Source organism: Rhodococcus sp. MEB032 (genome assembly GCF_030208925.1).
Taxonomy (GTDB): domain Bacteria; phylum Actinomycetota; class Actinomycetes; order Mycobacteriales; family Mycobacteriaceae; genus Rhodococcus_F; species Rhodococcus_F qingshengii.
In genome coordinates, this window is the sequence record NZ_JARVSY010000007.1 from 204,245 (window position 1) to 223,429 (window position 19,185).

Sequence of the window (19,185 nt, forward strand, 5' to 3'; positions counted from 1 at the left end):
GCGCACAGGGCCGAAGGCCTGACTATCGAGCGAAGAGCAGTGCTCGCTTGACTTCCTGAATAGCCTTTGTCACCTGGATGCCGCGGGGGCACGCGTCGGTGCAGTTGAACGTGGTGCGGCAACGCCACACGCCGTCCTTGTCGTTCAGGATGTCGAGACGCTCGGAAGCGGCCTCGTCACGGCTGTCGAAGATGAACCGGTGTGCGTTCACGATGGCAGCGGGACCGAAGTAGCTGCCGTCGCTCCAGTACACGGGGCACGACGTGGTGCAGCATGCGCAGAGGATGCACTTCGTCGTGTCGTCGAAACGAGCACGGTCGTGCTGGCTCTGGATGCGCTCACGAGTGGGCTCGTTGCCACTGGTGATGAGGAACGGCTTCACGGCGCGGAATGCGTCGAAGAAGGGCTCCATGTCGACAACCAGGTCCTTCTCGACGGGCAGGCCCTTGATGGGCTCGACCGTGATGGTGACCGGCTTGCCGTCCTTGGGCAGCATGTCCTTCATCAGCAGCTTGCAGGCCAGACGGTTCACACCGTTGATCCGCATCGCGTCCGATCCACAGACTCCGTGTGCGCAGCTGCGACGGAACGTGAGGGTGCCGTCGAGGTAACCCTTCACGTACAGGAGCAGGTTGAGCAGACGGTCGGTGGGCAGTGCCGGGACCTGGAAACTGTCCCAGTGCTGGCCCTCGCCCGATTCGGGGTTCATCCGCGCGATCTTGAGAGTGACCATGACGGCCCCCTCGGGAACAGCGGGGAGTTTGGGTGCATCTACAGCAGGCGCAGACATCAGTACTTACGCTCCATCGGCTCGTAGCGGGTCTGGATCACCGGCTTGTAGTCCAGACGGATGTCGGAGAGCAGGCCGTCACCCTCCTTGTACGCCATCGTGTGCTTCATGTACTCGGCGTCGTTGCGGTCCGGGAAGTCCTCGCGAGCGTGGCCGCCGCGCGATTCCTTGCGGTTGAGGGCGCCGACGACGGTGACCTCTGCCATTTCGAGGAGGAAGCCCAGCTCGATGGCCTCGAGCAGGTCGCTGTTGTAGCGCTTGCCCTTGTCCTGGACCGTGATGTGGTTGTAGCGCTCCTTGAGAGCACGCACATCCTTGAGTGCCTGTGTGAGGCGCTCTTCGGTGCGGAAGACGGAGGCATTGTTGTCCATCGACTGCTGCAGCTCGGTGCGGATGTCCGCAACGCGCTCGTGGCCGTGATCGGACAGGATGACGCCGACCCAGTCTTCGACCATGGCGGCCGGGGTTTCCGGCATGTCGACGAACTCGGTGGAGTTCGCGTACTCGGCGGCAGCGATGCCGGCGCGGCGGCCGAACACGTTGATGTCGAGGAGCGAGTTGGTACCGAGACGGTTTGCACCGTGTACGGAGACACAGGCGCATTCGCCGGCCGCGTACAGACCCTTGACGATCTCGTCGTTGTTGCGCAGCACCTCACCGTTGATCTTGGTGGGGATACCGCCCATGACGTAGTGACACGTCGGGTAGACGGGCACGGGCTCCTTGACGGGGTCCACGCCGAGGTAGGTGCGCGAGAACTCCATGATGTCGGGGAGCTTCTCGTCGAGAACTTCCTCGGGGATGTGCGTCACGTCGATGTAGACGTAGTCCTTGTTCGGGCCGGCGCCGCGGCCTTCGAGAACCTCGAGGACCATCGAACGAGCCACGATGTCACGCGGAGCGAGGTCCTTGATGGTGGGTGCGTAACGCTCCATGAAGCGTTCACCGTCGGCATTACGGAGAATGCCACCTTCACCGCGAACGGCTTCCGAGATCAGGATGCCGAGACCGGCGAGTCCTGTCGGGTGGAACTGGTGGAACTCCATGTCCTCGAGGGGCAGGCCCTTGCGGAAGATGATGCCCATGCCGTCACCGGTGAGGGTGTGCGCGTTGGACGTCGTCTTGTACATGCGTCCCGAGCCGCCGGTCGCGAAGACGATCGACTTGGCGTGGAAGATGTGCAGCTCGCCGGTCGAGAGCTCGTAGCAGATGACACCGGTGGCAACCGGGCCGTCCTCGGTCTCGGTGATGGCGATGTCGAGCGCGTAGAACTCGTTGAAGAACTCGACGTCGTGCTTGACGCAGTTCTGGTAGAGCGTCTGCAGGATCATGTGACCGGTGCGGTCGGCGGCGTAACACGCACGGCGGACGGGTGCCTTGCCGTGGTCGCGTGTGTGGCCACCGAATCGACGCTGGTCGATCTTGCCTTCGGGCGTGCGGTTGAACGGCAGACCCATCTTCTCGAGGTCGAGCACCGCATCGATGGCCTCCTTGGCCATGATCTCGACGGCGTCCTGGTCGGCGAGGTAGTCGCCGCCCTTGACGGTGTCGAAGGTGTGCCACTCCCAGTTGTCTTCCTCCACGTTCGCCAGTGCGGCACACATGCCGCCCTGGGCCGCGCCGGTGTGGCTGCGGGTGGGGTAGAGCTTGGTCAGTACGGCCGTGCGGGCACGGGGGCCAGCTTCGATTGCCGCACGCATGCCTGCGCCACCGGCGCCGACGATGACCACGTCATAACGATGTTCCTGCATGAAGTCTGTGCTCCCCTAGCTCGCCGAGATATTGGGGTCGAAGGTGAAGATGACGTACGTGCCCAGGCCCATGATCAGGATCATCGAGAGAACGAGGATCGTGGTCAGCCAGAAGCGCGTGGAGTCCTTGCGGGAGTAGTCCGCGATGACCGTGCGCAGACCGTTACCGCCGTGCAGCTGTGCCAGCCACAACATCGTCAGATCCCAGAACTGCCAGAACGGGCTGGACCAGCGACCTGCGACGAACGCGAAGTTCAAACGGTGAACGCCACCGTCGAGCATCAGCATGATGAACATGTGGCCCAGGACCAGAACGATCAGGGCGACGCCGGAGAAGCGCATGAAGAGCCATGCGTACAACTCGAAGTTGTTCCGAGCCTTCGCGCGCGGGGACCGCGGGTTGTCCAGGCTTGCGGGACGGTCGTATGAGGTGCCCAGGCTCTTGGCTTCGGGTCCGTGAGTAGTCGCCATGTCAGTGCTCCGCAAACATGTTGATGAGGATGCGTCCGGCGCCTGGGATCATCACCAGGAACCAGATCGTCAGAATGGTCCAGAGCATGACGCGCTGGTACTTCGGGCCCTTCGACCAGAAGTCCACCAACATCACGCGCACGCCGTTGAGGGCGTGGTAGAGGACTACGCCGACGAGGCCGATCTCCATGAGGCCGACGAGGGGGTTCTTGTACGTGTCGATGACGGCGTCGTACGTATCGGGATTGACCCGAACGAGTGCCGTATCGAGAACGTGTACGAATAGGAAGAAGAAAGTAGCGACGCCTGTGATCCGGTGTAGAACCCAGGACCACATTCCGGGGTCGCCCCGGTAAAGCGACCTCGTGCGCTCCTTCTGAGGAGCGGCTTCAGTCGTAGTACTCATCGAGTGCTGTGCCTCCAACGTCATTGGTGGACGCGTCGAGCCTGCAGAGAGCTTCGATGTACCTCAGCCCGGGCTCGACGGGATCCTGAACCGACTTGACTCAGACTCTAAACCTATGTGAAACCGGGAACTAATCAGATGCGGGATTCGTACGCGTACCAAACTCTTTGTAAGGTTTGCCTTTCCAATCTCGCCGAGACGGTTTCGGCGTGGTTTCTGCATCCATTCAGTCGGCGTGATTGGATAACGAACCATGGGTGACATCGACTGGAAGTTGTTGCGGCACAACGCGCAAGTGGTCATGCGGCAGGCTTATGCACCGTACTCGGGCTATGCAGTGGGTGCAGCTGCCCTGGTAGACGATGGTCGGATCGTCTCAGGATGCAATGTGGAAAATGTCTCATACGGTTTGAGCCTGTGTGCCGAATGTGGACTCGTCGGTAACTTGGCCGCCACCGGGGGCGGGCGGCTGATTGCCTTCACGTGCTGCGACGCGAAGGGCTCGATTCTGATGCCATGCGGCAGGTGCAGACAGCTTCTTCTCGAGCACGGCGGGGGTGAGATGCTTGTCGACACGAGCAGTGGGTTCAAGCCGCTGCTCGAGCTGTTGCCTGATGCTTTCGGGCCGGAACAAGCAGAGGGGCTCCGCCATGTTTGACGCAGTTTCCATCATCGGCGCCAAGCGTGACGGCCGCGAGCTGTCGGGAACCGAGATCGACTGGATAGTTCAGGCGTTCACACAGGGGATCGTCGGTGACGAGCAGATGTCGGCGCTCGCGATGGCGATCTACTTCCGCGGAATGTCGCGAGCAGAGACCGGTCGATGGACCGAGGCGATGATCGAATCCGGCGGGAGGATGGACTTTTCGGACTTGCCGCTGCCCACCGTCGACAAGCATTCGACCGGTGGAGTGGGGGACAAGATCACCCTTCCGCTTGCACCCCTCGTCGCTGCCTGTGGTCTTGCAGTCCCGCAGTTGTCGGGCCGCGGACTCGGCCACACCGGTGGAACTCTCGACAAGCTCGAGGCCATTCCAGGTTGGCGAGCCGAGCTCACGGCGACGGAGATGGTCGACATTCTCTCGGATCCGAAAATCGGCGCGGTGATCTGCGCTGCCGGAGCGAATCTGGCCCCCGCGGACAAGAAGCTCTACGCGCTGCGCGACGTGACCGGAACGGTGGAATCCATTCCGCTGATCGCAAGTTCGATCATGAGCAAGAAGATTGCCGAGGGAACCGGCGCCCTGGTGCTCGACGTCAAGGTCGGTTCCGGAGCGTTCATGAAGGACCTCGGCGACGCGCGAGAGTTGGCACGCACGATGGTCGAGCTTGGCAACGACGCCGGCGTGCGTACAAGCGCTCTCATCACCGGGATGGACACCCCGCTCGGATTGACGGCGGGCAACGCCCTCGAGGTACGTGAATCCGTCGAGGTGCTGGCAGGCGGCGGGCCGTCGGACGTCGTCGAGCTGACCCTGGTCCTGGCTCGGGAGATGCTGTCAGCGGCCGGGATCGACGGTATCGACCCCGCCGACAAACTGGCCGACGGCACGGCAATGGACCGGTGGCGCGCGATGATCGCCGCACAAGGTGGGGACCCACACGCGACGCTGCCGGTGGCCCGGCACAGCGACGTCGTCACCGCGGACCGAGACGGCGTACTGACCCGACTCGACGCCATGGCGGTGGGCATCGCGGCCTGGAAACTGGGAGCCGGACGCGAACGGCAGGGCGAAGCCGTTCAGGCCGGTGCCGGCATCGAGATGCATGCAAAGCCTGGCGACGTGGTCCGTGCCGGGCAGAAGCTGATGACATTGCACACCGACACTCCCGAGAGATTTGATGCAGCGCGACGAAGCCTCGGCGGTGGATGGTCGATCGGGACCGATTCCGACACCGTTTCGCGACCGTTGCTCATCGAGCGAATTGTGGGTGATTCGCGTTAGCGTTGGCGAATGAACGCACCGGAGTTGACCACGATCCGCAGCGCACCCAAAGTTCTTCTCCACGATCATCTCGACGGAGGACTCCGACCCGAGACCGTTCTCGAACTGGCCGAGCAATGTGGCTACGACGAGCTGCCGGCGAATACGGCATCCGAACTGGCGCAATGGTTCCGAACTGCCGCTGACAGTGGATCGCTCGAGCTCTACCTCGAAACGTTCGCGCACACAGTCGCCGTGATGCAGACCCCCGAAGGGCTCGCACGGGTGGCACGTGAGTGTGCCGAGGATCTGGCCGACGACAACGTCGTCTATGCCGAGATCCGTTTTGCGCCCGAGCAGCACCTGGAACAAGGCCTGAGTTTGGACGAGGTCGTCGAGCACGTTCTCGAAGGTTTCCGGGCCGGCGAATCCGCTGCCAGGGTCGCGGGACGGGAGATCCGCATCGGCTGTCTTCTCACGGCGATGAGGCATGCCGCGCGGTCGCGGGAGATCGCCGAACTCGCTGTGCGATTCCGGGACCGCGGGGTTGTCGGTTTCGACATCGCCGGCGCCGAGGCCGGAAACCCACCGAGCCGGCACCTCGACGCGTTCGAGTACATGCGTGACGCGAACGCCCACTTCACGATTCACGCGGGTGAGGCTTTCGGGTTGCCGTCGATCCACGAAGCCATCGCCTTCTGCGGAGCGGATCGGTTGGGCCACGGCGTGCGGATCGTTGACGACATCGACGTAGGCGTGCCAGGTGGGGCAGAGTTGGGTCGGCTCGCGAACTACGTCCGTGACATGCGCATTCCCCTGGAACTGTGCCCGAGTTCGAACGTGCAGACCGGAGCCGTAGCCGCCCTGGCGGACCATCCGTTCGGACTCTTGGCGGACTTGCGCTTCCGAGTGACCGTCAACACCGACAACAGGCTGATGAGCGACACCACCATGAGCCGGGAAATGGCCGCGTTGGTCGAGACCTTCGGTTACGGATGGACCGATCTCGAACGCTTCACCATCAACGCGATGAAGTCGGCCTTCATCCCGTTCGACGAGCGCCTCGCGTTGATCGACGACGTCATCAAGCCGGGCTACGCCGTGCTCATCGGCTAGATGACGTGCGCCCGACTACTCAGATCGAAGCCGGGCCTCGAACTCGCGTTCGAGTTCGCGCCAGGCCTCGGATTCCTTGGTGAACGGCGCACTCGGAGCCATCCGCGACGGATCGGGGTTGAGGAGGTACGAGACGTACCAACCCAGCTCGTTCGACGCGGACAGAGCCTCCTCGGTGGAGTCGTCGTCGGCGAAATCTGCTGCATCGGTGAACAATTCGACTGCGAGTTCCAGCTGCTCGGCATCTACGACGTCCGGGCCCTGGGCGAGGTCGTCGGCGATACCGGGCAGAACGTAGACGTTCTCGTCCGTGACCTCGATTTCGAGTGAACCGTCGACGGCCGCATTCTGAATTTCGCCGTACGTACTGACCTGCGAGAGATCGTGTTCGTGGTTGTCGGCGAGGTAGCGAGCGAGTGCGCGCTCGCTACGGAAGACGGTGATCAGTCCGTCCTTGCCGAGGAAGATCGCCTGATCTCCCATGTAGCAGCGCAGAGTGTAGAACGTCTCGGCCGAGGTGATGATGCGGATCGGGTCGACACCGACCTCGCCCCAGAAGGTCTCGACTTCGTCTTCGTCCTCTTCGAGGTCGTCTTCGTCGAATTCCTCGTCCTCGCCCTCCTCGGCGACATCGTCGGCGTCGACGGTGTTCTCGGCGGCAGCGAGCAGTTCAGCTTCGGCGACCGCGACGGCGGCTGCATCGACCTTCGGGGAGGTGACCACCTTGTCGATGGCGTCGAGAACGGCGTCCCAGTCCTTGACGATCGCAGCGCCGACCTGGTCCCACAGCTCCAGGCCTTCGCGGCCTTCGAAGGTGCCGGCGCCGGTGGCAAGCGCGCCGAGTACCGGATGGCCGCTGAAGAAGCGGATGACCGCGTCGAGTTCGCACACCTCACCGATGTTGCGAGCCATGTTCAGGGTGTCTTCGAGTTCCGAGACCACCAGTGCCTCAGGGTCACCTGCGGCCAGTTCCGGCACGCCGACGAAGTCGAACGTGAAGTTCTCTTCCGGTTCCAACTCGGCTGCCGACAGTCCGGAGACGACGGCCCACGCCGGATGCTCGACCAGGTCGTTGTCGGAGTCCGTTCGGATGAAGGCCGCGAGTTCCGCGACGGAGGAGAACCCGTAGAGGTCTTCCTCATGGCCGAGAAACGCTTCCCACTCGTCGTCGCCCTCGCGCCAGCGAGGTGCCCACAAAGTGACGAGGTCTCCGTCGGTGAGTCCGATTTCGATAGGGACGATGTCTCCAGCCATGGGCGGAAGCCTATCCACCGCAGCGCGAAAGGCATAGCGGGGGTTCGTCACGTTTGTTTCAGGGCTACTCGGAGCTCACTGACCAGTCGCTCGCGTTCGTCGTTGGACTGTTGAACTGCCTGGTGAATCGTGGCCACCGTCAATGCGGCCGCCGTCTGAGAATTCATCGCGGTGACTGCGTCGGTGATCCGTAGGTCGACCAGAGCGCCCAGCCCGTCGACAGTCGCCGTGACTATCCCACCCTCGCTCGAGACGACTACCCGAAGAGCGCCGACCCCGTCGACGGCGTCCTGCAAGAGTCCCGTCCGGTGTTTCGCCAGCTCCATGATTCGATCAATCTCGCTCATATCGAACGCATCCAGCTCGACGGAAGGTTCTGGCCCTCGGCGGCGTCGACATCGGCCAGTTCGTCTCGGGTCGGTAGACCGAGCCGATCGAGGATCGCTGCCGGGACTCCGGTCTCCTCGAGCTCCACACGATGGCGGGCGCCGGCTTCGATTGCTGCTTTCGAACACAGCGTGAGTATCTGTTGCGCCAACCGCTGCCCGCCGTACCGCAGTTCGTCCTGGCTGATCCGCAGGTCCACGGGCACGGCGTGCTCCGTGGCGCGGACCGCGATGGTTCCGGCGCGGTTGACGGCTACGGCTGTGATGATCGGCGGTGATTCGCGCTTGTTCTCGGGCATGATTCCCTGTCATTCCGTCGGACGGTAGAAGCCGTGAAAGTCCATGCCGCTGTTCGTGGTTCGGATGGCGCTGATCTCGACAGGATCGCCGGCTTCGACCATCTGACCGTTGCCGATCACCATGGCGACGTGTCCGTCCCAGACCGCGAGGTCGCCCGGCATCAGATTGTTCTGATCGACCTGGTTCCCGATTCCCTGTTCCTGAGCCAACCTCGGAATATCGACTCCGGCCTGGCCGTACGCCCATTGCGTCAGACCACTGCAGTCCAGACCGACTCCGGGTGTCGTGCCTCCCCAGGCGTACGGGACACCCTGTTGAGTGAGCGCGTTGCGTACGGCAGCAGCGGCCTCGGCGTTCGGTGCGGTGGCAATCGAACCGTCGGGAAGTTCGACCTCAACGCCACCGACGGAACCGGAACCACTTGCGGAACCGGAACCACTTGCGGAACCGGAACCACCGACGGAACCGGAACCACCCGCCGACTCGGAGACTCCAGGTGCGGGATCCGGTATCGGGACGGACGGGACGAGTGCGGACATCTTGTCGGTCGACCCGGCCAGCTCACCGCGTACCCGCTCGATAACCGATACCGCGCGTCCGAGGTGCTCCAACGCGGCCGACAACAACATCAATTGGCCCGTCGGTGTCATCAGCGTCGGCCCGGCCTTGATCGCGAGTGTCAGAAAGGACTGGAGAATCTCACCGAGTTCGGTCATTCCCGCGTACACGGACGTTGTCGCTTCGTCCACGACGCCGGCGATGTCGTTTCCGCGATCGGCGAGGTTTCGCGTCGACGTCTGCGTCTGCTCGGTTTTGGTCACCGCAGCAGTGAGTGCCGTGGACGAACTCTGAGAGGACGCCAGTTCGCTCAGTGCCGCGCTTCCCAGTTGGTAGGCGATCTCGAGGGCGTCCGTGGCGATTCGGATGCCGACATCAGGTCCATTTGTGCTGGGGACACCAGTCCCGACAGTGTCGACCAGGTCGATGATCGGTCGTGCGAGTGCGTCGACGTCGATCATGAGCGTGCGGCTTCAGCGAGAGTCCTTCTTACCGATTCCTCGGAGTCGAGATAGACGGCGTGAGCGTCGCGGGTGGCTGACTGGACGCTGGAGATCACAGCGGACAGTCGATCGATGTCGTCGATGTGCGCTTGCTGTGCTCGGCTCGCGACATCGACGAAGTCGCCGCCGATCAGCCCCAGCACAGTGGACAGAGCCAAGTGATCGCCACCCGCCGCGTCCTGTCGAGCTTGCGCGACGTTGTCGGCAACAGTGCCCAACCGCGTGGCGAACTCCGCGATGCTTTCAGTGTCCAGATCCAGATTTGTCAACTTGTCTTCCCCCCGTTGCGCTTACTCCTTCTTGGACGCCGCGCGGGGTGCTCCGGTTCCCGAGGAACTATTCTGATGGTCATGCAAACGCACGTAGTCGACCATCCGCTCGCGGCGGCCCTCTTGACGACAATGCGTGACGCACGCAGTGAGAACGCGACTTTTCGTTCCGCACTTCGCAGGCTCACGCACATGCTGGTCTACGAGGCCATGCGTGACGCGGAGGTCGAGGAATTTCCGGTCGATACCCCGGTAGCAGCGACGACGGGCATCCGGCTCGCGAAGCCGCCGTTGTTGGTACCGGTGCTGCGGGCCGGTCTGGGCATGGTCGAACAGGCGAGTGCGCTGATTCCGTCGGCCGGCGTCGGCTTTGTCGGAATGGCACGTGACGAAGAGACTCATCAGCCGGTTCCGTACCTCGAATCCCTGCCGGCGGATCTGTCCGGGATCCCGGTGTTCGTGCTCGATCCGATGCTCGCCACCGGTGGTTCGATGGTGCACACCATCGACTTGCTGGTTGCGCGTGGCGCGACGGATGTCACGGCAGTGTGCGTCGTGGCCGCTCCGGCCGGCGTCGACGCGCTGGCAGCGTCCGGCCACCCGGTTCGTCTGGTCATCGCGAGCATCGACGACGGACTCGACGAGAACGCTTTCATCGTCCCCGGTCTCGGTGACGCCGGCGATCGGCAGTTCGGACCCCGCTAGAGCGAAAGGGCGAAGGTTCGGAGTTCGGCCAGCCGGGCCTTCGCCGGCTCTACTGCGTTCGCGAGGTCGTCGCGGTTCGCCACCGGGACGACAACTTCGAGATAGCACTTGAGCTTGGGCTCGGTTCCGGACGGTCGCACCACCACGCGGATCGACGGTCCGTCGAATATCACTGCGTCCGTGCGCATACCACCGCGAACCTCGGCCAAGTCCTCGACGGTGACCGGCTCGCCCGCGAGTTGGCTTGGCGGATCGGTGCGTAGTCGTTTCATCATTTCGGCGATGTCGCTCGAATCCTCGACGCGGCGGGATACTTGGTCCCCACGATGCAGTCCGAATTCGACGGCATAGTCGCCCAGAACGTCCAGCAGGGTTCTGTTGCTGACCGCGAGGGTGGCAGCCAAGTCGGCCACCAGCACGGCAGCCGAGATTCCGTCCTTGTCCCGCACCACATCCGGATCGACGCAGTGCCCGATCGCTTCCTCGTAGGCGTAGACGAGTCCGTCGCCGGCACGCGTGAGCCACTTGAAACCGGTGAGTGTCTGCGCAAACCTGGCTCCGCGGGCTCTCGCCAACTTCGAGAGCAGGGTCGAGGAGACGATCGTCGTCGCCACCAACGAATCTTCGGGCGCCGTGCTCAGTACGTGGTCGGCCAGGAGCACCCCGGTTTCGTCGCCGCGCAACATGCGCCACTGATCACCGTCGCGAATTCCGACGGCGCAGCGGTCGGCATCCGGGTCGAGTGCGATCGCCAGATCCGCGTCGACACGTCGGGCAAGGGCGAGCAGGCGGTCTGCGGCGCCGGGCTCTTCGGGATTGGGGAACTCGACGGTCGGAAACGTGGGGTCGGGATCGAACTGCTCCGCCACGACGTGCAGGTCCTCGAATCCTGCTGCTCGCAGAGTCGCGGCCGCAGTCTCGCCGCCGACGCCGTGCATTGCCGTGAGCGCAATCCGGATCGAGCGGGCGTCGCCGTGCGGGAGGGTCGCGATGCGGGCGATGTACTCCTCGACCAGAGAATCGTCGGCCGGAATCACCGATGCTCGCGCGACGTCGGCGGCACTACCGATGCGAGCGATCTCGCTCTCGATTTCACGATCGGCGGGGGAGACGAGTTGCGCTCCGCCCGAGAGATACACCTTGTAACCGTTGTCGGCGGCAGGATTGTGGGAGGCGGTGATCTGGATACCTGCCGCTGCCCCGAGCCTGCGCACCGCGAACGCCACCAGCGGTGTCGGCAGTGGGCGGGGGAGCAGGGTCACTTCGAACCCGGCGGCTGCCATGACCTCGGCGGCGGCCAGAGCAAATGCCTCTGAACCGAGCCGGGCGTCGCGGCCGACCACAACGCGGGACCCGCCCTGGCAGCGAGCTGTCAGCCAGGCCGCCAGACCGGCCGTGGTCCGGATGACGACCGCGAGGTTCATGCCGTTGGGTCCGCCGCGTACCGGCCCGCGAAGCCCAGCAGTGCCGAACGTCAGCGGTGAGGAAAAGCGTTCGGCCAGTTCATGTTCGGAAAGGGCGGCTAATTCTGCGCGGGTAACCGGGTCCGGATCGGCGTCGATCCACTCGTTGACGTTCAGCGGTGTCACAGCTGCTCGACCAGTTGGCGCAGCAGCACTCCCATCCGGGCCGCCGAAGCTTTGCCTGCCGCCAGCACCTCCTGATGGTCCAGTGGGGCGCCCGTGATTCCGGCGGCCAGATTGGTGACCATGGAGATGCCGAGAACGCGGGCGCCGAGCGCGCGGGCCGCGATGGTCTCGTGAACCGTCGACATGCCGACCAGATCGGCGCCGAGTGTACGAAGCATTCGAATCTCGGCTGGAGTCTCGTAGTGCGGACCGGGAAGCCCGGCGTAAACACCCTCGGCAAGGTCCGGGTCGATCGAGCGAGCCAGCGCACGCAGTTCCGGCGAGTAGGCGTCGACCAGGTCGACGAACTCTGCGCCGACGAGGGGAGAGCGGGCCGTGAGGTTCAGGTGGTCACTGATCAGCACCGGTTGACCGACTGTGTAGTTTTCAGCAATACCGCCGGCCGCGTTGGTGAGGATGACGGTGTCGGCGCCGGCAGCGATGGCCGTCCGGACCGGGTGGACGACGGTGGCGAGATCGTGGCCCTCGTACGCATGCGCGCGCCCGAGCAGCAGCAGGACTTCGGTATTCCCGACGCGCACCGAACGAATGGTGCCCGCGTGCCCGAGCGCCGACGGTGGGGCGAAGCCAGGAAGATCCGCCATCGAGACTTCGGCTGTCACGTCCGCACCGGCGTCGCCGAACACGTCTGCGGCATCGGTCCACCCCGACCCGAGCACGATGGCGACTGACGGTGACGAAGAGCCAGTCATGGCGGACAGAGCAGCGGCGGCGGCCTCGGCGATCGTTCCCATGTGAGCAACCCTACTGAGGAGTCGGGTCGGTTCGCCGGGTGAGTTGGCGGGCGTTACTCTCCCATCCATGCCTTATCTCGAACGCGACGGCGACGTATTCATCCTGTACCTCGGCAACGAGGGCGAAACGGACAACGAGAACCGCTTCGGCCCTGAGTGGATCGACGCTGTTCACAGCAAGTTGGACGAGATCGAAGCGCACGAGGGGCCCGCAGCCCTGGTGACGACGGCGACGGGCAAGTTCTACACGAACGGCCTGGACACGACGTGGATCTTCGGCAATCTCGACGGTCTGCCCGGCTACCTGGACAAGGTCCACACCATCTACAGCCGTTTGCTGACCTTCCCGATGGCCACGGTCGCGGCCGTGCAGGGGCACGCGTTCGGCGCCGGCGCCATGCTCGCGTCCTCGCACGATTTCCAGATCATGCGCGCGGACCGCGGCTTCTACTGCCTGCCCGAGGTGGGACTGAACATGCCGTTCACTGTCGGGATGTCTGCACTGCTGAACAGTCGTCTGCCCAAGCAGACGGCAGTCGATGCCATGACGACGGGGCGTCGCTTCGGCGGCGCCGACGCACTCGCTGCGGGCATCGTGCAGGAAACGGTCGATGGAGACGGAGTGCTCGCCGCTGCTGTGGCCAAGGCGTCGGCACTGACGTCGACTCACGGCAAGAACTTGGCGGGAATCAAGGCAGGCATCCACCGCGATGCTCTTGCAGACCTCGCTCAGGTGACTGACAAGAGCAACTTCTCCTTCGGGTGAGACAATGATCGCGTGAACCAGAATGTCGACAGCGCAGTCAGGTCCGTAGAGGCCGATCTGATTGCGCTGTCGCATTCGATTCACAGCGACCCGGAACTCGCCTTCGAGGAGTTCCGCAGCGCTGCCAAAGTGTCGGACCTGCTGGCGCAGCACGGTTTCGCGGTCACTCGCGGGATCGTCGATCTGCCGACGGCCTTCGATGCCACCTACGGCAGCGGAGAGTTGGTCATCGCGATCTGCGCCGAGTACGACGCGTTGCCCGAGATCGGTCATGCCTGTGGGCACAACATCATTGCCGCCGCCGCGGTCGGGGCCGGCATCGCGTTGGCTACCGTGGCCGACGGACTGGGGATCACCGTCCGAGTGATCGGTACTCCGGCGGAGGAAACCGGTGGCGGCAAGGTCCTGATGCTCGAGCGTGGTGCCTTCGACGGCGTCGGCGCGGCCATGATGGTTCATCCAGGGCCGATCGACATCATCGGTGCGACCTCGCTGGCCTTGGCGGACATCGCCGTGAGTTATCACGGTCGCGAGGCGCATGCGTCTGCTGCGCCGGAGTTCGGTCGTAACGCCGCCGACGCAGCGACGCTCGCTCAGGTGGCGGTCGGACTGTTGCGTCAGCACCTGCAGCCAGGTCAGCAGATTCACGGAATCGTCAGTGACGGCGGCACGGCTCCCAACATCGTTCCGGCTCGGTCCGAATTGCTCTACTACCTGCGTGCCGAAACGGCCGCGTCGTTGGCCAATCTGTCCGAGCGTGCCGACGCGTGCTTCGCCTCGGGTGCACTCGGCACCGGGTGCACCCACGAAATCCGCACGGTATCGCCTACTTACACCGAGCTGACCCCCGATCCGTGGCTGGCGGCGGCGTACCGTGAACAGATCGTCGATCTCGGGCGGGTGCCACTGGCAGCGGAATGGGAGCGCTCCCGTCCACTGGGTAGTACGGATATGGGTAATGTGACCAATGTGATTCCGGGAATTCACCCGGTCATAGGCTTGGATTCATCGGGGGCAGTGACACATCAGCCGGAGTTCGCGGCTGCGTGTATCACCACCTCCGCAGATCGAGCGGTAGTCGACGGTGCAATTGCGTTGGCCCGCACTGCTGTCCGGGTAGCGTCCGATCCAGAACAACGCGCCCGTCTGTTGGAAGGGGTAGATCGCCGGTGAACGCGGCAATCGACACGTGGATTCACGCGCACACCGACGACCTCGTCGCGTGGCGTCGACACATCCATGCCAACCCGGAGTTGGCTCGCCGCGAATACGCGACCACCGAATTCGTCGCCACCCGCCTCACTGCCGCTGGATTGTCGCCGAAGATCCTTCCCGGTGGCACCGGTCTCACGTGCGATATCGGACCGGAGGGTCCACGAATCGCACTGCGCGCCGACATGGACGCTTTGCCGATGCAGGAGGCGACCGGAGCGACGTACTCGTCCACGGTCCCCGGTGTGTCCCATGCGTGCGGCCACGACGCCCACACCACCATCTTGCTCGGCGCCGGACTGGCTCTGGCCACGCTGCCCGAACTTCCCGTCGGGGTTCGGCTGATATTCCAGCCCGCCGAGGAAGTCATGCCTGGCGGAGCACTCGACGTCATCGCCGCGGGCGCGCTCGACGGTGTGTCCAGAATCTTTGCTCTGCACTGCGATCCGCGACTCGAGGCAGGCCAGGTGGGAATGCGCCTGGGTGCGATCACCTCTGCTGCCGACACGATCGAGGTCGTCCTCGACTCTCCGGGTGGGCACACGTCGCGGCCGCATTTGACCACGGATCTGATCTACGCGCTCGGCACCGTCGTGACCGGGCTGCCGGGAATGCTCAGCCGTCGTATCGATCCGCGTACCGGAACCGTCATGGTGTGGGGCGCGGTCAGTGCAGGTCAGGCGCCCAACGCGATTCCGCAGACCGGCATGATGACGGGCACGGTACGTACCGGCGATCACGACACCTGGGAGTTGCTCGAACCGCTCGTGGAAGAAATCGTCCACGGACTGCTCGCACCCACCGGAGTTCGCTACCAACTCAACTATCGTCGCGGAGTGCCTCCGGTCGTCAACGACGAGGTGTCCACTCGGATGTTCGAGGACGCCATCGCGACCGTCGGACAAGATGCTTTGGCGGACACCCCGCAATCCGGTGGTGGCGAAGACTTTTCGTGGTACCTCGAAACCGTGCCGGGTGCCATGGCGCGGCTCGGCGTGTGGTCGGGTGAGGGCGATCAGCTCGACATCCACCAACCCACTTTCGATCTCGACGAGCGAGCACTCGGCGTCGGTGTGAAGGTTCTGACGAGCCTGGTTCTGGGATAGTTCCGGTTCCCGTCGGGGGTACCGTTTTTCGTGTCGTTCGAGTGAAGGTACGGGCATGTCCATAGGTGTGGGAGTGCGAATCGGCACATTGGTGTCGACGGCTGTCGTTGCGTCGAACGATCCGGGTTCGGCCGATCCGGTGGTATTGGTTCGGGACACGATCCTCAATCAACGCAAGGACGGAACGACGGTGCTCGGTGGCACCGAGCAACTGGGTGCCGGCCGTGAGTTCGCCGAGAGCTGGTCGGGCTTTGTCGGTCGCGTCGGGGACCCGAGTGGCGTCGCGGGAACTGCCGATACTCGTTACCGCGCCGAGGATTTGGTGGCGACCTCGATTCGCTGTCTGTTGCAGGAATGCGAGCCGCTGCCCGATCGTGGTGGTCGAAGCGGGGGAGCGCCCGACATCGTCGCGACCTACCCGTCACGCTGGGACTCGTCGACAGCGGCCCTCATGCAGGATTCGCTGGTCTACGCGGGCCTCGAACGGGTCACACTCGTCTCGGATGCCGAGGCCGTGTCGGCGTGGTTCGAGTCGGAAATCGCGGCACTCGCCGGCACGCTCATCGGCATCTATCACGTGGACGACACCGGGGCAGCGGTCACCCTCGTGCGTTCTGGTGTCGCGGCCGGCCGTGCATTCGGCTTTGCCGGCGACGGGAGTTCGCCGAGTTCACGCCTCGCGACGGCACTGGGTGCGTTCGGTTGGATGCCGGAGAACCTGGACGCCGTAGTCGTCACCGGTGACGGAGAACCGGCGACAGACAAAGCGGCCATGATGTCCATAGCGGCCGGAATCGCCGAAAAGCTCGGTGTCAGATGTGAACTCGGTCCCGGACCTGAGCAGTCGGCTGCGCTGGGAGCCGCAATTCTGGCTGCCGGATTCACCTCGACGTCGCACACTATCGTGCCGATCGGATTGCCGCCTTCACACGACGTGACCGAGGTGTTCGGCACCCTGGGACGCGAGAAGGTGGCGGCAGAAACCGCTGCCGGGGTGGCGACCGCCGAGCCGGAAACTGCAGTTGTCGCAGGCGAATCGGAGTCGCGCGGTTCCAAGCGTGTGCTCATCGGCGTGACGGTTGTGGTGGTGCTCGCAGCACTGGCAGTGCTCGCGTATTTCCTGCTGCTTTGAGCAGGACAGCTATCTAATCGGTAACACCGTTACCCGGACCGACATTGCGGCTGTTTCTCGTCCGCAACTCTCGTACGTACTCGGCCGGCGCTCCGGCAATCTCGGCGGCGTCGGCCATCACACCGATGTAGCGGGCCGACGGCAGTCCGCCTTCGTACGCATCCATGACGTAGAGCCACGCAAGTACCGCGTCGCCGGCGGTGTCGACCCGCACGCGGATCTTGCGGTGCAGACCCAGTTCGGCACCTTCCCAGCGGTCCAGACTCACTTCGTCCTCTTCCGGGACGTCGTAGAGCACCACGAAAACACTGGAATCGGGATCTTCGACCACGGTGGCGAGAGCACCCTCCCAGCCGAGGTCCTCGCCGCTGAAGGTCAGGCGCCAGCCTCGCAGCCACCCTGTCCCGGACATGGGGGAGTGTGGGCAGCGCAACAACATCTGCTCGGGATGCATGTTGGAACCGTAGGCGGCATAAATCGACACGGGCGCAAGCCTAAACCGTGGTCCGAGGGTGTGGCGAAGCGGACCACCGGACGCAAGTAATCTGGTACAAGCACTGCGCGACACGTGGTGCTCGAATAGCGTGACACTGGTCGACGGGAGACCCCTGCCGGCCACGCGAGGACTTGGAGGACACATGACCCGGATCGTGATCATCGGTGGCGGACCCGCCGGCTACGAGGCGGCACTGGTAGCCGCGCAGCACGGGGCCACGGTCACCCTGGTCGATTCGGACGGCGTCGGCGGTGCGTGTGTGCTGTTCGACTGTGTCCCGTCGAAGACGTTCATCGCGTCCACCGGAATCCGCACCGACATGCGTCGTGCATCCGACCTCGGCATCACTCTGGATCCGGAGCAGGCTTCGGTGTCACTGCCGAAGATCCACTCCCGAGTCAAGAGTCTCGCGTTGTCCCAGTCCTCGGACATTCGCGCACGGTTGCAGACGGTAGGCGTCGAGGTTCTCTCCGGCACCGCCGAACTGACCGATCCACTCCTCGGCATGGCAGCACACCAGGTTCGCGCGACGCTCGGAAGCGGCGAGCAGAAGACCATCGACGCAGACGTCGTGTTGATCGCCACCGGCGCCAGCCCCCGCATCATCCCGGGAGCCGAGCCCGACGGTGAGCGAATCATGACGTGGCGCCAGCTCTACGACTTGGACGAGCTTCCCGAGCACCTGGTCGTGGTCGGTTCCGGTGTCACCGGTGCCGAGTTCGTCTCCGCGTACACCGAGATGGGCGTCAAGGTCACGCTCGTGTCCAGTCGCGACCGTGTTCTGCCCGGCGAGGATGCCGATGCGGCGCTCGTGCTCGAGGACGCCCTCGCCGAGCGCGGTGTCACCCTCGTCAAGCACGCCCGCGCGGACGCCGTCGAGCGCACCGAGAAGGGCATCGTCGTCAAGCTCTCCGACGGCCGCACGGTCGAAGGAAGCCACGCTCTGATGACCGTCGGTTCCGTCCCCAACACCAACGGTCTCGGCCTGGAGCGGGTCGGCATCGAGTTGGACAAGGGTGGATACCTGCGTGTCGACCGGGTCTCGCGCACCACGGTTTCCGGTATCTACGCTGCCGGTGACTGCACCGGACTGCTCCCGCTCGCGTCGGTGGCTGCGATGCAGGGACGTATCGCGATGTACCACGCACTGGGTGAAGGCGTCAGCCCGATCAAGTTGAAGACCGTCGCGTCGGCCGTCTTCACACGCCCCGAAATTGCAACGGTGGGTGTTTCGCAGGCAGCGATCGACAACGGAGAGGTGCCTGCGCGCACCGTCATGTTGCCGCTCAACACCAACCCGCGCGCCAAGATGTCCGGTTTGCGTCGCGGATTCGTGAAGATTTTCTGCCGCCCGGCTACCGGCGTGGTCATCGGCGGTGTTGTGGTCGCACCCACTGCTTCGGAACTGATCCTGCCGATCGCGATCGCCGTACAGAACAACCTGACGGTCAACGACCTGGCGCAGACGTTCTCGGTGTACCCGTCGCTGACCGGATCGATCACCGAGGCTGCTCGTCAGCTCATGCGTCACGACGACCTGGACTGACAACCGACCAGAGTCTTCTTACAATGTGGGAACTCTGTTTCAGATACTGAAGTATTGGTGGGATAGTCGAGGTACCGACCGAATCAAGGGTCGGTATCTCGGCGCTCTCC

21 protein-coding genes are annotated in these 19,185 nt (G+C 64.1%); 9 read left to right on the plus strand and 12 right to left on the minus strand.

The window, feature by feature from the left end:
- Window positions 1-22: 22 nt before the first annotated feature.
- From QRN54_RS07800 to sdhC, 4 genes are read right to left on the minus strand one after another with little or no spacing between them, the layout of a single operon-like run.
- Window positions 23-790, minus strand: a complete 768-nt coding sequence (locus QRN54_RS07800; RefSeq protein ID WP_003940925.1) for a succinate dehydrogenase iron-sulfur subunit — start codon at window positions 788-790, stop codon at window positions 23-25.
- On the minus strand, window positions 790-2,541 hold the full coding sequence (gene sdhA / locus QRN54_RS07805; protein ID WP_003941011.1) for a succinate dehydrogenase flavoprotein subunit: 1,752 nt from the start codon (window positions 2,539-2,541) through the stop codon (window positions 790-792). The genes QRN54_RS07800 and sdhA overlap by 1 nt, the downstream gene beginning before the upstream one ends.
- Before the next feature lie 15 nt (window positions 2,542-2,556).
- Window positions 2,557-3,012, minus strand: a complete 456-nt coding sequence (locus QRN54_RS07810) for a succinate dehydrogenase hydrophobic membrane anchor subunit (protein WP_003940699.1) — start codon at window positions 3,010-3,012, stop codon at window positions 2,557-2,559.
- A 1-nt stretch (window position 3,013) separates the two neighbouring features.
- The gene (gene sdhC, locus QRN54_RS07815; protein WP_020969155.1) at window positions 3,014-3,418 is read right to left on the minus strand and encodes a succinate dehydrogenase, cytochrome b556 subunit; all 405 of its coding nucleotides are present in this window, start codon (window positions 3,416-3,418) and stop codon (window positions 3,014-3,016) included.
- Between the two features lie 253 nt (window positions 3,419-3,671).
- Between sdhC and QRN54_RS07820 the strand changes: the two genes are divergently transcribed.
- The 3 genes from QRN54_RS07820 to QRN54_RS07830 are packed head-to-tail and all read left to right on the plus strand — an operon-like array spanning window position 3,672 to window position 6,459.
- The gene (locus QRN54_RS07820; RefSeq protein ID WP_214925632.1) at window positions 3,672-4,076 is read left to right on the plus strand and encodes a cytidine deaminase; all 405 of its coding nucleotides are present in this window, start codon (window positions 3,672-3,674) and stop codon (window positions 4,074-4,076) included.
- A complete protein-coding gene (locus QRN54_RS07825; RefSeq protein ID WP_003940738.1) occupies window positions 4,069-5,364 on the plus strand; it encodes a thymidine phosphorylase in 1,296 nt (431 codons plus the stop codon). The genes QRN54_RS07820 and QRN54_RS07825 overlap by 8 nt, the downstream gene beginning before the upstream one ends.
- A gap of 9 nt (window positions 5,365-5,373) precedes the next feature.
- Window positions 5,374-6,459 (plus strand): adenosine deaminase, encoded by a 1,086-nt coding sequence (locus QRN54_RS07830; RefSeq protein WP_007727325.1) that lies wholly within the window; start codon window positions 5,374-5,376, stop codon window positions 6,457-6,459.
- 15 nt (window positions 6,460-6,474) lie between these two features.
- On the opposite strand, the gene QRN54_RS07835 is transcribed toward QRN54_RS07830, so the two are convergent.
- The 5 genes from QRN54_RS07835 to QRN54_RS07855 are packed head-to-tail and all read right to left on the minus strand — an operon-like array spanning window position 6,475 to window position 9,729.
- On the minus strand, window positions 6,475-7,713 hold the full coding sequence (locus QRN54_RS07835) for a SatS C-terminal domain-containing protein (protein WP_003940713.1): 1,239 nt from the start codon (window positions 7,711-7,713) through the stop codon (window positions 6,475-6,477).
- A 47-nt stretch (window positions 7,714-7,760) separates the two neighbouring features.
- Entirely contained in the window at window positions 7,761-8,060 is a 300-nt protein-coding gene (locus tag QRN54_RS07840) for a YbaB/EbfC family nucleoid-associated protein (protein ID WP_285181831.1), read from the minus strand.
- Complete coding sequence (locus QRN54_RS07845) at window positions 8,057-8,398, minus strand: hypothetical protein (RefSeq protein WP_054188157.1); 342 nt, start codon at window positions 8,396-8,398, stop codon at window positions 8,057-8,059. Before QRN54_RS07845 ends, QRN54_RS07840 begins: the two co-directional genes overlap by 4 nt.
- A 9-nt stretch (window positions 8,399-8,407) precedes the next feature.
- The gene (locus QRN54_RS07850; RefSeq protein ID WP_230359707.1) at window positions 8,408-9,418 is read right to left on the minus strand and encodes a C40 family peptidase; all 1,011 of its coding nucleotides are present in this window, start codon (window positions 9,416-9,418) and stop codon (window positions 8,408-8,410) included.
- On the minus strand, window positions 9,415-9,729 hold the full coding sequence (locus QRN54_RS07855; protein ID WP_007727320.1) for a type VII secretion target: 315 nt from the start codon (window positions 9,727-9,729) through the stop codon (window positions 9,415-9,417). Before QRN54_RS07855 ends, QRN54_RS07850 begins: the two co-directional genes overlap by 4 nt.
- Window positions 9,730-9,810: 81 nt before the next feature.
- Between QRN54_RS07855 and upp the strand changes: the two genes are divergently transcribed.
- A complete protein-coding gene (gene upp / locus QRN54_RS07860) occupies window positions 9,811-10,434 on the plus strand; it encodes a uracil phosphoribosyltransferase (RefSeq protein ID WP_007727319.1) in 624 nt (207 codons plus the stop codon).
- On the opposite strand, the gene QRN54_RS07865 is transcribed toward upp, so the two are convergent.
- Entirely contained in the window at window positions 10,431-12,023 is a 1,593-nt protein-coding gene (locus tag QRN54_RS07865; RefSeq protein WP_285181832.1) for a phospho-sugar mutase, read from the minus strand. The genes upp and QRN54_RS07865 overlap by 4 nt on opposite strands.
- Entirely contained in the window at window positions 12,020-12,817 is a 798-nt protein-coding gene (locus QRN54_RS07870; RefSeq protein ID WP_047271756.1) for a purine-nucleoside phosphorylase, read from the minus strand. Before QRN54_RS07870 ends, QRN54_RS07865 begins: the two co-directional genes overlap by 4 nt.
- Before the next feature lie 67 nt (window positions 12,818-12,884).
- Between QRN54_RS07870 and QRN54_RS07875 the strand changes: the two genes are divergently transcribed.
- The 4 genes from QRN54_RS07875 to QRN54_RS07890 are packed head-to-tail and all read left to right on the plus strand — an operon-like array spanning window position 12,885 to window position 17,033.
- Window positions 12,885-13,583, plus strand: a complete 699-nt coding sequence (locus tag QRN54_RS07875; protein ID WP_047271754.1) for an enoyl-CoA hydratase-related protein — start codon at window positions 12,885-12,887, stop codon at window positions 13,581-13,583.
- Between the two features lie 12 nt (window positions 13,584-13,595).
- The gene (locus QRN54_RS07880; RefSeq protein ID WP_209920927.1) at window positions 13,596-14,756 is read left to right on the plus strand and encodes a M20 family metallopeptidase; all 1,161 of its coding nucleotides are present in this window, start codon (window positions 13,596-13,598) and stop codon (window positions 14,754-14,756) included.
- Window positions 14,753-15,901, plus strand: a complete 1,149-nt coding sequence (locus QRN54_RS07885) for a M20 family metallopeptidase (protein ID WP_003940741.1) — start codon at window positions 14,753-14,755, stop codon at window positions 15,899-15,901. The genes QRN54_RS07880 and QRN54_RS07885 overlap by 4 nt, the downstream gene beginning before the upstream one ends.
- Window positions 15,902-15,956: 55 nt before the next feature.
- Window positions 15,957-17,033 carry a hypothetical protein gene (locus QRN54_RS07890; protein ID WP_285181833.1) on the plus strand — a complete coding sequence of 359 codons (1,077 nt, stop codon included), beginning with the start codon at window positions 15,957-15,959 and terminating at the stop codon, window positions 17,031-17,033.
- Window positions 17,034-17,046: 13 nt separating this feature from the next.
- Here QRN54_RS07890 and QRN54_RS07895 read toward each other — a convergent pair whose 3' ends face one another.
- On the minus strand, window positions 17,047-17,517 hold the full coding sequence (locus QRN54_RS07895) for a gamma-glutamylcyclotransferase family protein (RefSeq protein WP_003940753.1): 471 nt from the start codon (window positions 17,515-17,517) through the stop codon (window positions 17,047-17,049).
- Between the two features lie 154 nt (window positions 17,518-17,671).
- On the opposite strand from QRN54_RS07895, the gene QRN54_RS07900 reads away from it, so the two are divergent.
- Window positions 17,672-19,075, plus strand: coding sequence for an NAD(P)H-quinone dehydrogenase (locus tag QRN54_RS07900; protein ID WP_003940987.1), 1,404 nt, complete (start codon window positions 17,672-17,674; stop codon window positions 19,073-19,075).
- The last annotated feature ends 110 nt before the right edge of the window (window positions 19,076-19,185 follow it).